Consider the following 12,720-nt stretch of genomic DNA (forward strand, 5'->3'; position numbering starts at 1 on the left):
CTTATTGAACATCTAACATTATATCTGATGTGCTCTCTTTTTTGTAGTGGTTTATGCAAAATGTCAGAAAATCTTCACATTTAATTCTTGCATTTTCTGGGTATCCATGGTATTATGTTCAATATTGGTATCAAACTTATCTTTTTGAACACTTTAGGAGGTTACATACATGGACCACAATGAGAAAAAAGCTTTGTTAAAAAAGCTGGACTGGATAACAACCCTGATTCCTTTTATAATCATCATCCTTTTATGCCTTGTTTTTACTATAAGTCCCGGTGGGTCTGCAAATACTCTGGCTGCTATCCGTGCATTCTTGGGGGATGAACTGGGAAGCTACTATCTTATTATCGGGCTTTTTACCTTTCTGTGCTCCCTGTATATTGCGTTTTCCAAATATGGTTCCATCAAGCTGGGAAACTTAGAAAAGCCCCAGTATTCAAACTTCAAATGGGGTACCATGATGTTTACCGCCGGTCTGGCTGCTGACATCCTGTTCTATTCCCTTTGCGAATGGATTCTCTATGCAGGGGAGCCCCATATTACAGATCTGGGCACCATGCAGGATTGGGCCTCCACCTACCCGCTGTTTCACTGGGGCCCTATTCCCTGGAGCTTCTATATGATACTGGCAGCGGCGTTCGGCTTCATGCTTCATGTAAAAAAACGGACAAAACAAAAATACTCGGAAGCCTGCCGCCCGCTTTTAGGACGCCATGTAGACGGATTTTGGGGAAAGCTCATTGACTTAGTCGCAGTATTTGCCTTATTGGCCGGTACTGCAACCACCTTTTCTCTGGCAACTCCCCTCCTTTCCATGGCTGTCAGCAGGGTAACCGGACTTCCGGAATCCAGGCTGCTGACCATTGCAATCCTGGTCATCATCTGTATCGTTTACACGGTCACGGTTTACTATGGGATGAAAGGGGTTGCAAAACTGGCGGCTTCCTGTACCTACTTATTCTTTGGCTTACTCCTCTATGTGCTGATCGGCGGCGGAGAAGCCAGATATACCATTGAAACGGGAATTACGGCAATTGGAAACCTGACCCAGAACTTTATTGGCCTGTCCACCTGGACCGATGCCCTGCGAACCTCTTCCTTCCCCCAGAACTGGACCATCTTTTACTGGGCTTACTGGATGGTATGGTGTGTGGCGACCCCCTTCTTTATCGGAACCATCAGCAAAGGACGTACCATTAAACAGACCATACTCGGAGGATATATCTTTGGACTTTCCGGAACCTTTACCTCCTTTATTATATTAGGAAATTACAGCCTTGCTCTCCAAACCAAGGGAGTGCTGGATGTGCTGGGCATTTACACATCAACCGGAAACCTATACCAGACCATTATGGCCATTTTTGAGACTCTGCCCTTTGCAAAGCTGGGGCTGATCCTTTTGGCACTCACCATGATCGCATTTTACGCAACCTCCTTTGATGCCCTGGCAATCGTCGCTTCCTCCTATTCCTACAAGGAGCTTCCTGAGGATGAGGAGCCGGATAAGCATGTAAAGCTGTTCTGGTCCGTGCTTTTAATGCTGTTTCCCATTGCTCTCATATTTTCTGAGAATTCCATGGCCAATTTGCAAACCGTTTCCATTATTGCAGCGTTTCCCATAGGAATTATCATTCTTCTAATTATTTTCAGTTTCTTTAAGGATGCAAAGGAATATTTGAACAATAAATAGTAAGGCAAACAGCATAGTATCTTTAGAAATAAAAAGATGCAAACATAATACAAAAAACAACTGCAAGCAACGATAAAAACAAAGATGCGCATTGAAATGGCTTTTTTATTAGCCTGCTCCATGCGCATCTTTTATTTAAACTCTCTTTGCAGCTCTATTTTAATGATATATCTTAATTTCCATGCTGGAATGGGAAGGCACCCGCTTTTCCTCTGGCGGGAGCTTCTTATAATCCCCGTAGATCCAGGTTAGAACCTCATTCCAGCCCTTTGGAGCCATCAGCATAGTATCTTCAAATTCCAGATCAACGGTTTCTTCACACCATTCCTTTTTCAGTGTCACATAAAGATAATCCGGCTGATAATTGCTGTAATACCGAAGACCGCTCTTTCCCGTCTGGTCTTTGACCGCTGCCTTGTGCTGCAGCTTTCTTAAAACTTTCATTGGTATCATTTTTCCAACAAAGGACAGTACGCCGATAACGATTTTATTGACCAGGCTGTACTTCTTAAAATCCAGACGGTAACGGTGACCCATAGCCATACCGTAGATCACGGTATGAAGAAGACGGGTAAACGCTGAGGCTGCTTTGCCTTCAGGAAGTTCATCAATGGTGAATAAATCCACATACAGATGGTTTAATTTACCTTCATAAAACCTCATCTCTTCCGAATCTTCATGAGTCCGGCTGTTTTTATAGATGATCCTGGCCGTAAAGTCATAAAAACCAGTTCCGCCTCTCAAATCCTTTGGTTCAAGAAGCTCCAGCCCTTCCGGAAGCTCCCGGCGAACCACCTTTAAAAAGGCATCGTAATTGGAACGGGTAAACGCCACATCCGCATCATCGTCCCAGGGAATAAAGCCTTTGTGCCTTACTGCGCCTAAAAGTGTTCCTGCATCCAGAAGATATTTAATCTTGTATTTCCGGCAGATACGGTCAATCTCCTTTAAAATAGCCAGATTCGCCTGATGTACCTCCGTTAAATCGTATTCCCTCATGTTTCCTCTTTCCTGCCCACGCTTCCTGGGCATAAAGGTATACCCTATACTTCCTACAGGCTCAGCGCCTCCTTAATGGTCATTGCCATAAAATCGATCATTTCATCAGTCATTCCCGGATATACACCTACCCAGAAGGTATCCTCCATGATCCGGTCTGTATTAGTCAGTTCTCCAACGATCCTATATCCTTCCCCGGACCCTCTCATCTGGTCAAAGCAGGGATGTTTTGTTAAATTCCCGGCAAACAGCATCCTTGTCTGGATTCCTCTGGATTCCACATACTGCACCACCTGGTTCCTGTTTACCCCCTCCTTACAGGTTATCAAAAAGCCGAACCAGCTTGGCTTGGAGCCAGGACATGCCTCAGGAAGGATGAGCTTATTGGCAGCATCTTCAAGTCCTTTATAAAGGCGGTCAAAATTATGGCGTCTCCGCTCCACAAAGGATGGAAACTTCTCAAGCTGGGCGCAGCCTACAGCAGCCTGCATGTCAGTTGCCTTTAAATTATAGCCGAAATGGGAATAAACGTATTTATGGTCATAGCCCACGGGAAGCTCCCCGTACTGGCGGTCAAACCGGTGACCGCACAAGTTGTCACGTCCGGAAGGGCAGACACAGTCCCTGCCCCAGTCCCGGAGGGAACGGATAATTTTATTCAGCAAAGGATTGTTGGTATAAACCGCACCGCCCTCTCCCATTGTCATGTGGTGAGGCGGATAAAAGCTGGAAGTCCCTATATCACCGATGGTGCCGGAGAAACGCTCCTCTCCGTTTATGGTATAGGTTGTTCCCAGGGCATCGCAGTTGTCCTCAATAAGCCATAACTGATGCCTGTCGCAAAACGCCTTAACAGCAGAAAGATCAAAGGGATTACCCAGGGTATGGGCGATCATAACTGCTTTTGTCTTTTCAGAACGTGCCGCCTCAAGCATTTCCACATTCATGTTATACTGTGGAATGGTAACATCCACAAATACGGGAACTGCCCCATACTGGATCATAGGGGTCACCGTGGTGGGGAACCCGGCCGCTACGGTGATCACTTCATCACCGCGCCTGATCTGGCGTTCCTTTAAAAGCGGTGAAGTAAGGGTCATAAATGCCACCAGATTTGCCGATGAACCGGAATTTACAAGAGAACAGAACTTAACGTGCAAATACTGCGCCAGTTTTTTCTCAAATTCATCGGTATACCGCCCGGATGTGAGCCAGAACTCCAGAGAGCTGTCCACCAGGTTCACCATTTCCTGATGATCGTACACACGGGAAGCGTAAGAAATACGGTCCCCTTCCTTAAACGGGTCTTTCTTGTTGTGGTAAGTACCGCAATATTCCTTTACCAGAGAAAGGATTTCCTCCCGTGCCTCTTTTTCTGTCTTGTTCTCAAACATTCTTTATTTTCCTCATTCCTGCTCGTATTTTTGCATAAAGGGATACCCGAAGGGTGCTTCCTCTCAAACTCATTTTAATTGAAAAACTCTTTTATCTGAAGGTCCATAAATGCCGGCATGTCCGCCCCATCCAAATAGGCTTTGGTCCATTCCACGGTCTTTTCCACCGCTTCCTTCACCCCATACCGGGGATACCAGCCAAAGACCTTTTTGATCTTGGAGCAGTCCAGCTTTAAAAAGCCGGCCTCATGAGGGCCTCCTTCAAACTTGTCGATCCATTTGATACCCTGGCCCCATGCCTCACAGAACAAATCCGCCAGCTCCCCGGTTGTCACGCAGTCCCTGTCATCAGGACCTACGTTATAATATCCCTGGAACTTTGAATCTTCATACTGCTTCATTGCTATGGTCATATAAATGGCCAAAGGTTCCAGCACATGCTGATACGGCCTTGTTGAATGAGGATTTCTTACAATGATATCCTGTCCTGCTGCTGCCGCTCTGATACAGTCGGGAATGATCCTGTCATTGGCAAAATCTCCTCCTCCGATCACATTTCCTGCACGGGATGTGGAAACAGCCGCACGTCCGTCGGAAAAAAAGGACTTGGCATAGCTGTGGGTTACCAGCTCGGAGCAGGATTTGCTGTTAGAATAAGGATCATAACCATCTAAGGGGTCTGTTTCCCGGTATCCATACTCCCATTCTTTATTTTCATACACTTTATCCGTTGTAACATTTAAAAAGGATCTGACAGAAGGGGTCAGGCGCAGGCATTCCAGTATGTTGACCGTTCCCATAACATTCGTCTCATAGGTATAAACAGGATCCTTATAGGAGTCCCTGACAATGGGCTGGGCAGCCAGATGGAACACGATTTCCGGCTCCTCCTGGAAAAACACCTTTTTTAAATGCTCCAGGTCCCGCACATCTCCGATTATAGAATTCATAACGCGGGAAAGTCCTGCCACTTCAAATAAGTTTGGGTCCGTGGGGGGCGTCAGAGAATATCCCGTTACCGATGCCCCGGCCTTAACAAGGAGCTGGGTGAGCCAGGTTCCTTTAAAGCCGGTATGCCCTGTGACCAGGACTTTTTTCCCTTTATAAAAATCACAAAATTCACTCCACTTGATACTCGTCCAATTTGTCATATCAGTTCTCCCAAATCTTCCAGGGTGCCTGTCCGGACTGCCACAAATCTTCCAGCTTCTTCATTTCCCGCTGGGTGTCCATGCACTGCCAGAAACCGGTGTGATGGAAGCTCATAAGCTGCCCCTCTGCCGCAAGACTTTGCAATGGCTCCTTTTCAAACACAGTGGCATCATCCTTTAAATAGGAAAAGATTTCAGGATTCAGGATCATGAAGCCCCCGTTGATCAGGCTGTTGTCCGCCTCATCCTTTTCCCTGAAGGAACGGACCACATCACCTTCATCAATATCCAGAACACCCTTTAGCTGGGCAATATTAACGGTGGTCATGGTAGCGGTCTTTCCATGGCTCTGATGAAACTCCAACAAAGTCTTTAAATCCACATCGCAGACTCCGTCTCCGTAGGTCATCATAAAGGGCTCATCCCCGATGTAAGGCTGAATGCGCTTTATACGGCCGCCGGTCATGGTATTTAACCCCGTATCCACCAGGGTCACTTTCCATGGTTCTGAATAATTATTATGTACCTCCATCTTATTGTTGGCAAGATCAAAGGTCACATCGGATGTATGAAGAAAATAATCCGCAAAAAATTCCTTTACCACATACTGCTTATATCCAAGGCATATGACAAAATCGTGAAATCCATATTGGGAATAATACTTCATAATGTGCCACAAAATAGGCTTTTCCCCGATCTCAATCATTGGCTTTGGCTTCAAATGACTCTGCTCACTGATTCTGGTACCAAAGCCTCCTGCTAATAATACTACCTTCATTGCTTTATCCTCCTAATCTTCCGTTCATTCATATTCCTTATAAGCCTTCCGGTAAAAATGCATCAGCACCTTTACTGCCGGTTTTGGCCACATCTTCGAAAACATATCGGTTTCTTCCCTGATACGGCTTTTGTCCGCAATACAGGCTTTTGTCGTCGCTTCTCCGTGGACCCTGTAATACAGGATCGGTTTTTCCACGCAGATAAAACGGCCGGGCAGCCCGGATAGCTGATAAAGGGTATCCCAATCCAGGGCAAAACGATAAGGAGAGGTAAAAAGAGACTCTCCTAATTGCTCCTTATTATATGCGCATGCAGGACAGCAGATGGAATTTCCAAACATCAAAACGCTTTTTTTGACCCAGGACAAATGGCTGATGGAGCGGAAACGAAGGGGAATTCTTAAAAAACGCTTAATAAACTCCACCATTTCAAAAACTGCCGGCCGGTTTCCCCTGATCACGGTATATCCCCCCGTAAACAGCGTCATATCCGGGTATTTCTCATAGCTCTCCAGAAGCTTCTTTACATAATCCTTCTGGTATAGATCGTCCTGATGGGCAATGGTAACAAAACGGGCGGAAGCCCGGTCATAAGCAAAATTCCAGTCTTCCCGTATATTGCTTTCTCCATGCCGCACAAACAACGGGATTCCGTACTTGTCAGCCATTCTTTCAATGAAAGGGCTGGGCGTGGATGTGCATATGATGATCTCTGACCTGACGCTTTGTTTCAGGAGAGAACGGAGACAGGCTTCAAGATAGGGCGAGTCCTTATATGCACAGACCGCAAATGCATGTGGTTTCATATTATGTCTCCTAATGAATCAAGCGGATATGCCTGCATATTCAGTTGACGCCCAATGAAACGGGGCGCCCTGTGCCCGGTAAAGCAGGGCACGCTGTTCACAAGCTCAAGGTTGAACCACGTTTTCTTTCAACCTTGTACCTCAAATGGGCTTGTTATTGTCTGGCTATGATTATACCATAAAAACTGTATAACATTCCACCATATTCATTATTTTGAAAGAATTCCATTCCATGCTTGCAGAGTTCCCCTCTGCCTGCCTCTGGATTGATCTTATAATACAGCAATGAATTTACCGAAACAGGTAAGGAAAAGAAGGCAAACCGGAAAAGTCCGGATTCCAGGCAGCCGATGACTGCTTCTTTATTAGGAGCTTTCATGAAAAAAACGAGGAAATTTTATGCACTATATACAAAAAATAAAATACGAAAAACTTATTATTGACAAAAGACACAATTATATTTATCATGTAAATAGTTAAGCAGGTTTATAAATTAACAGCTAAACAGTATTGCTGCGCCGGAAGCAAAAGGAATCTGACAATGGAAGGATAAATAAGTCTTTTCGGTGCAAACGGGGAAAGTATTTTGTTTCATGGATAAAAGCGGGCCCGCTTTTACAATACATGCGCATTTTAAACTTTCATACTCAAGGGGGTATAGCTATGTCAGATTCACAATGCAGCAGCTCTACAAAGCAATTAAAACAGGTACTCGGTTTTTGGGATCTAATGGGAGCTTCCGTAGGACAGATCATCGGTGCAGGCATCATGACCCTGCTGGGCGCGGCCATAGCCATGACCGGCCGCTCGGTTCCTCTGGCCTTTCTGGTGGCAGCGATAATCACGGTATGCCAGTATTTGCCGGTAATCCTGATCTCGGGCACCGTCCGTCTGCGGGGAGGGCAGTATACCATGGTCGCCATGCTGACAGGAGAAAAATTCGCAGGCGCTTATACCATCATGTTTATTTTCTCCAATTTATCCATCTCCATGTACGGACTTTCCTTTGCCAGCTATTTCATCTCTTTGTTCGGCATTGGCAATGAGAAAGTGATCGCACTGGCCATATTGACTCTCTTCTATGTGCTCAACTGCTTTGGCATTGACAAATTCGCAAGGATCCAGAACCTGATCGTCATGGGACTGATACTGGCCTTAGGCGTGTTTGCAGCTTTTGGCGTGGGGGACATTGAGCCAGGGTACTTTGCGGAATCCACCTTTATGACGGGAGGCATGCTTGGGCTTTTGCAGGCAGGCGGGCTGCTCACCTTTGCGGTGGGAGGCGCTTCCTGCATCGTCAACCTCTCTGCAGAATCCAAAAGGCCTACCAGGGACATTCCTCTGGTCATGATCATTTCCACACTGGCGGTGGCAGTCCTTTACGGCATCATCGCATTCGTAGCGGCAGGAGTGCTTCCGCTGGAACAGGTGGCAGGCCAGAATTTAACCCTGGTGGCGGATAAGATTTTAAGCCGTCCTCTATACATATTTTTCATCGTATGCGGAGCCGGGTTTGCCCTGATCTCCACCTTAAACGCCCAATATGCCTGGGCCCCCAAGCCCGTCATGCAGGCCTGCGATGACGGCTGGCTTCCGGCAAGGCTTGCCAGGCTATCCAAGTACAACACTCCAATCATCATCCTCACCATTCTCTACCTGGTTGCCGCGGTCTGCATTCTGACCGGCTTAAGCGTTGCGGTCTTAGGCAATATGTGCTTGATCGCCAACGGGGTCATTACATTGATGATTAACATATGCGTCTATAAGATACCCAAGGTCTGCCCGGAGGCATGGGAAAATTCTAAGTTTAAGGTTGGAAAAAGCGCCATGACATTGATTACGGCTCTTGGAGCTGCTTCCGCAATTTTTGCGATTATTCTCAATGCCTCAACCTTATCTACAACTTTAATATTATTAAACGTGGTAGTCATCGCCGGTTCCTTTGTATTCTCTTTCCTCCGCAGCAAACAGGCGCATGTGGAGGTCAGCTACGAAGAGGCATGACGAGGGCCGCTTCTGTCAAAATATAGTTTAAAAATATAATTTAAAAAGATATAGCCAGAAAGGATGGATAAGTTACTATGAAATACGATTTTACCAGCATCATGGACCGGCACGGAAAGGATTCCATCGCAGTTGACGGACTGGGGACGAACCCAGGTTTTACCCCGGAGCCGCCGGGAGAGGGCTTTGGCGCCATTCCCATGTGGGTAGCGGACATGAACTTTCCAACTGTCCCCACCATACCGGAGGCGATGATTGAAAGGGCAAAGCACCCGGCCTACGGCTATTTCACTCCGCCTGACGAGTATTATGATTCCATCATCAGCTGGCACGAGAAGCGCAACGGCGTCACCGGCCTGACAAAGGAGGCCATCAGCTACGAAAACGGGGTTCTGGGCGGCTTAATCAGCGCCTTGAACGTATTCTGTTCCAAGGGTGATAATGTGCTCCTCCATTCTCCCACCTACATCGGCTTTACCATGTGCGTGGAAAACAACGGCTACAACATCGTCCACAGTCCATTAAAACTGGATGTGGGCGGCATCTGGCGCATGGATTTTGAAGACATGGAGAAAAAACTGGTGGAAAAAAAGATTCATGCCGCTATCTTCTGTTCTCCCCACAATCCCTGCGGCCGTGTATGGGAGAGATGGGAAATCGAGAAAGCCATGGAGCTTTACAAAAAGCATAATGTCTTTGTAATTTCCGATGAAATCTGGTCCGACATCATTTTGGCAGGCCATGAGCACATCCCTACCCAAAGCGTCAGCGAGGATGCAAGCCAACGGACGGTGGCGTTATACGCTCCCTCCAAGACCTTTAACCTGGCAGGCCTTGTGGGAAGCTATCATATTATCTACAATAAATGGATTCGGGAGCGGGTGGCAAAGGAATCCTCCTTATCCCATTACAACGACATGAACGTGCTGTCCATGCATGCCCTTTTAGGGGCCTACCGGTCCGAGGGCTATGAATGGGTCGACGAACTGTGCCAGGTCATCACCGCCAATGTGGATTACGCCTATGATTATATCAGGGAGCATTTTCACGGAGTGAGCCTTTCAAAACCGGAAGGCACCTATATGATGTTCCTGGACTGCAGCCGGTGGTGTGAAGAAAACGGAAAGACCATTGAGGAGTTAGAGCGGGCCGGCTGGGCCGTAGGTGTGGCCTGGCAGGACGGACAGATGTTTCACGGACCGTACCACATCCGCCTGAATCTGGCCCTTCCCTTAAGCCAGGTAAAAGAGGCCTTCCAGCGGCTGAATGAATACGTGTTTCTCAGCTAAAGAGACGGCGCACAGCTAAATGATATCAGCTGTGCGCCGTTTTTTTCTTTTCACCTGCCGGGCTTGTCTTTTTGGCCCTCAGGGAGAGGTCGTTATTAAATTCCCGGCTGTCCTTCACGTCCAGCATAAAACCTTCGTTTAACTTCTGCTGGACTTTCCGGTAGATCTGAAGCTCTTCCTCGGTAAAAGAATCCAGTAAGTGGTAGGTTCGTTCATAACAGCAGCTTTCAAATTCCTGGTGCTTTAAAAACAGCTCCCTCCCGGATTCGGTAAGGTAGAGGTTATAGACCCGGTTATTGCTTTCGTTTCTCTTCTGTAAAATCCATTCCTTGGCCCGCAGCTTTTTGATGAGCTGAGAGCAGGCGCTTAAAGTCTTATTTAAGGTCCGGGCACACTCGGCGGCGGAGATGCCGGGCTGCTGACCCACCATCTTTAAGATCTGGGCCTCCGCCTGATAAAGAGTGGTTCCCTTATAATCATGTAACAGCGAATCATATTCCATAATGAGTCCGCACCCCGTATCCAAATCCCGGATCAACTCACAGTACAGCTCATATCGTTGGTTTTCACTCATAATTTCCTCCCACATGTACAGCAGCTTCTTCATTTATGGGCAAACTTCCAGCCGCCCTATTGGATAATGTTACCACTTATTCTTAAATCGTGCAAGCAGTAGCTTTTTTTCCTTCTGGAAGAATTTACCTTCCGGGCTGTCAGCCTGAAATCTTTGCAGAATAAAAAAAGGAATCCGTCCTCACATTGACAGTGAAAGGAACGGATTCCTTCTTCTATGACTCTAAAAAACTGACAGCAGCCTCCTGACTGCCAGACCAGAATCCACCCGGACGCAGTAATGGATCTCTTCATGATCATAGACCGGAATAAAGCCTTCATCCAGTTTGATCATGCCGCGGAATTCCTCATTTTCATACTCCACCGCAGCCCTTGCCATCCGGTATTCTCCAATGGAGGGATCCTCGGCAATCAACATTGCCAAAGGATCATGGACCACGGAGCAGTCCAGACTGCCCATGGACTCATAGCTGAACTTGAAGTAATATTCCAGGACAGACTGCATATACTCCACGATCTCCCGGTTTTCCTCCCTGCAGTACTTTCCAAGGAGGGAAATATCCCGGGCAGACAGAAAGGTCTCCATGGTAACGTCAAGACCTACCACTGTCATGGGAAAGCCCGCCCGGAACACAATATCAGAGGCTTTTGCATCTCCGTAGATATTCGCTTCCGCATAGACATTGATATTACCGGGCTTGTGGAAGTTCCCTCCCATGACTGCCATGTGCTTTATTTTATAGGGAAGCCTGGGATCCTTTTCTAAAGCTGCCGCAATATTGGTCAGCCGTCCCAGGGTAACAATGGTCAAATCTCCCCCAAGCTCCTCTGCCTTTCTTATGATAAAGTCCGCTGCCTCCTCATTCAAAGGCATTTGTTCTGATACCGGCAATTCCACATTGCCGATCCCGTTTTCTCCATGGATATGGACAGGGTAAGGCTCCACCTCTCCGGTCAGGCTCTCATTGGCGCCCACAATGACAGGTATGTCATAACCGCATTTAGCCAGCTTGATCAGACGAAGTGTATTTTCCGCCGCCTGCATGGACGAGGTATTGCCATATACGGTGGTAAAGCCCTCTATATGAAGCTTTTTGCTTTTTAAAGCATATAGTATGGCGATTGAATCATCAATGCCCGTATCGCAATCCACTATAATATGTTTCATCGATTCTGTTTCCTTTCCCACGGCTTAGTCAATCGGATATTCCCAATCAGCAGACTGCCATATCCTTTTTTATAATCTGTGTCATCGCTTCAATCCCAACCTGAATCGCCCTGTCCTCCCATTCTCTTGGGTAGTCCTTATCGTCATTGCTGTAGCTCCTGTAATTTGTCGCGCTGATCATGACGGAAGACATTCTGATGTCCAGGGAGGCCGCTGCCAGGAACAAGGTGGCACACTCCATGCTGGAATTGGTGGCTCCGCCCTTTTCGTAAGCCTCCCACTTGCTTTTCAGCTCATAATACACCGGTTTTGTCTCAGGGGAAACCTCTGTATAAAAAGAATCCTTTGAAATCGTCACTCCGATATTATAAGGAATATTCAGTTTCTTCGCGGCAGCCTCCAGCTCCTTTACCATCTCATAATCCGGCACAGCCGGGAACTCCTCAGGCAGATAGTGAAGCCCTGTTCCCTCCATTCTCACCGCTCCGTTGGGAATGATCACATCTCCCACCTTAACCTTGGGAGAGGTGGAAGCACAGGAACCGATCCTCATCATGGTGTGAGCGCCGCATTCATACAGCTCCTCCACAGCGATGGCCGCAGAAGGTCCGCCTATCCCGGTGCTGGTTACAGAGACCTGGACTCCTGCCAGGGTTCCTGTGTAAGTGAGATACTCCCTGTGATGGGCTATTTTCACCGGATTATCAAAATAAGCTGCTATTTTGGCTGCCCGTTCCACACTTCCCGGCAAAAATACATATTGCCCTATCTGATCTTTGGTAACGCTTAAATGCATCATCTTCTTTTCCTGCATATCCTGTCTTCTCCTGACTTTTCCTATTATCTGCCCATGCTTTCCGGGCA

11 protein-coding genes are annotated in these 12,720 nt (G+C 47.1%); 3 read left to right on the plus strand and 8 right to left on the minus strand.

Going from position 1 to position 12,720, the window contains the following annotated elements; all coding sequences use genetic code 11:
• Nucleotides 1-169 precede the first annotated feature (169 nt).
• On the plus strand, nucleotides 170-1,693 hold the full coding sequence (locus K401_RS0105390) for a BCCT family transporter (protein ID WP_024291998.1): 1,524 nt from the start codon (nucleotides 170-172) through the stop codon (nucleotides 1,691-1,693).
• A gap of 159 nt (nucleotides 1,694-1,852) precedes the next feature.
• On the opposite strand, the gene K401_RS0105395 is transcribed toward K401_RS0105390, so the two are convergent.
• The 5 genes from K401_RS0105395 to K401_RS0105415 all read right to left on the minus strand — a co-directional run bounded on the left by K401_RS0105395 (nucleotide 1,853) and on the right by K401_RS0105415 (nucleotide 6,822).
• Nucleotides 1,853-2,692, minus strand: coding sequence for a LicD family protein (locus K401_RS0105395; RefSeq protein ID WP_024291999.1), 840 nt, complete (start codon nucleotides 2,690-2,692; stop codon nucleotides 1,853-1,855).
• A gap of 53 nt (nucleotides 2,693-2,745) precedes the next feature.
• The gene (gene rfbH / locus K401_RS0105400; protein ID WP_024292000.1) at nucleotides 2,746-4,086 is read right to left on the minus strand and encodes a lipopolysaccharide biosynthesis protein RfbH; all 1,341 of its coding nucleotides are present in this window, start codon (nucleotides 4,084-4,086) and stop codon (nucleotides 2,746-2,748) included.
• 74 nt (nucleotides 4,087-4,160) lie between these two features.
• Nucleotides 4,161-5,237, minus strand: coding sequence for a CDP-glucose 4,6-dehydratase (gene rfbG, locus K401_RS0105405; RefSeq protein ID WP_156945249.1), 1,077 nt, complete (start codon nucleotides 5,235-5,237; stop codon nucleotides 4,161-4,163).
• Between the two features lies 1 nt (nucleotide 5,238).
• A complete protein-coding gene (rfbF, locus tag K401_RS0105410; protein WP_024292002.1) occupies nucleotides 5,239-6,015 on the minus strand; it encodes a glucose-1-phosphate cytidylyltransferase in 777 nt (258 codons plus the stop codon).
• Between the two features lie 24 nt (nucleotides 6,016-6,039).
• A complete protein-coding gene (locus K401_RS0105415) occupies nucleotides 6,040-6,822 on the minus strand; it encodes a glycosyltransferase family A protein (protein ID WP_024292003.1) in 783 nt (260 codons plus the stop codon).
• Nucleotides 6,823-7,485: 663 nt separating this feature from the next.
• On the opposite strand from K401_RS0105415, the gene K401_RS0105425 reads away from it, so the two are divergent.
• Together K401_RS0105425 and K401_RS0105430 are read left to right on the plus strand one after the other, a co-directional pair.
• Nucleotides 7,486-8,826, plus strand: a complete 1,341-nt coding sequence (locus K401_RS0105425; protein WP_024292005.1) for an APC family permease — start codon at nucleotides 7,486-7,488, stop codon at nucleotides 8,824-8,826.
• Between the two features lie 77 nt (nucleotides 8,827-8,903).
• Complete coding sequence (locus K401_RS0105430; protein WP_024292006.1) at nucleotides 8,904-10,115, plus strand: MalY/PatB family protein; 1,212 nt, start codon at nucleotides 8,904-8,906, stop codon at nucleotides 10,113-10,115.
• A 25-nt stretch (nucleotides 10,116-10,140) separates the two neighbouring features.
• Here K401_RS0105430 and K401_RS0105435 read toward each other — a convergent pair whose 3' ends face one another.
• From K401_RS0105435 to K401_RS0105445, 3 genes are all read right to left on the minus strand, one after another.
• Nucleotides 10,141-10,689, minus strand: coding sequence for a MarR family winged helix-turn-helix transcriptional regulator (locus tag K401_RS0105435; protein ID WP_024292007.1), 549 nt, complete (start codon nucleotides 10,687-10,689; stop codon nucleotides 10,141-10,143).
• Nucleotides 10,690-10,911: 222 nt separating this feature from the next.
• Nucleotides 10,912-11,856 carry a nucleoside hydrolase gene (locus K401_RS0105440; protein WP_024292008.1) on the minus strand — a complete coding sequence of 315 codons (945 nt, stop codon included), beginning with the start codon at nucleotides 11,854-11,856 and terminating at the stop codon, nucleotides 10,912-10,914.
• A gap of 46 nt (nucleotides 11,857-11,902) precedes the next feature.
• Nucleotides 11,903-12,670, minus strand: coding sequence for a nucleoside phosphorylase (locus K401_RS0105445; protein WP_024292009.1), 768 nt, complete (start codon nucleotides 12,668-12,670; stop codon nucleotides 11,903-11,905).
• Nucleotides 12,671-12,720 lie beyond the last annotated feature (50 nt).

Origin of the sequence: Lacrimispora indolis DSM 755 (assembly GCF_000526995.1) — a bacterium.
GTDB classification, from domain to species: domain Bacteria; phylum Bacillota; class Clostridia; order Lachnospirales; family Lachnospiraceae; genus Lacrimispora; species Lacrimispora indolis.

Excerpts from the sequence above, each read along its gene's own strand:
- K401_RS0105390 (WP_024291998.1), top strand. The coding sequence starts at position 170 with ATGGACCACAATGAGAAAAAAGCTTTGTTAAAAAAGCTGGACTGGATA.
- K401_RS0105395 (WP_024291999.1), bottom strand. The coding sequence starts at position 2,692 with ATGAGGGAATACGATTTAACGGAGGTACATCAGGCGAATCTGGCTATT.
- rfbH (WP_024292000.1), bottom strand. The coding sequence starts at position 4,086 with ATGTTTGAGAACAAGACAGAAAAAGAGGCACGGGAGGAAATCCTTTCT.
- rfbG (WP_156945249.1), bottom strand. The coding sequence starts at position 5,237 with ATGACAAATTGGACGAGTATCAAGTGGAGTGAATTTTGTGATTTTTAT.
- rfbF (WP_024292002.1), bottom strand. The coding sequence starts at position 6,015 with ATGAAGGTAGTATTATTAGCAGGAGGCTTTGGTACCAGAATCAGTGAG.
- K401_RS0105415 (WP_024292003.1), bottom strand. The coding sequence starts at position 6,822 with ATGAAACCACATGCATTTGCGGTCTGTGCATATAAGGACTCGCCCTAT.
- K401_RS0105425 (WP_024292005.1), top strand. The coding sequence starts at position 7,486 with ATGTCAGATTCACAATGCAGCAGCTCTACAAAGCAATTAAAACAGGTA.
- K401_RS0105430 (WP_024292006.1), top strand. The coding sequence starts at position 8,904 with ATGAAATACGATTTTACCAGCATCATGGACCGGCACGGAAAGGATTCC.
- K401_RS0105435 (WP_024292007.1), bottom strand. The coding sequence starts at position 10,689 with ATGAGTGAAAACCAACGATATGAGCTGTACTGTGAGTTGATCCGGGAT.
- K401_RS0105440 (WP_024292008.1), bottom strand. The coding sequence starts at position 11,856 with ATGAAACATATTATAGTGGATTGCGATACGGGCATTGATGATTCAATC.
- K401_RS0105445 (WP_024292009.1), bottom strand. The coding sequence starts at position 12,670 with ATGCAGGAAAAGAAGATGATGCATTTAAGCGTTACCAAAGATCAGATA.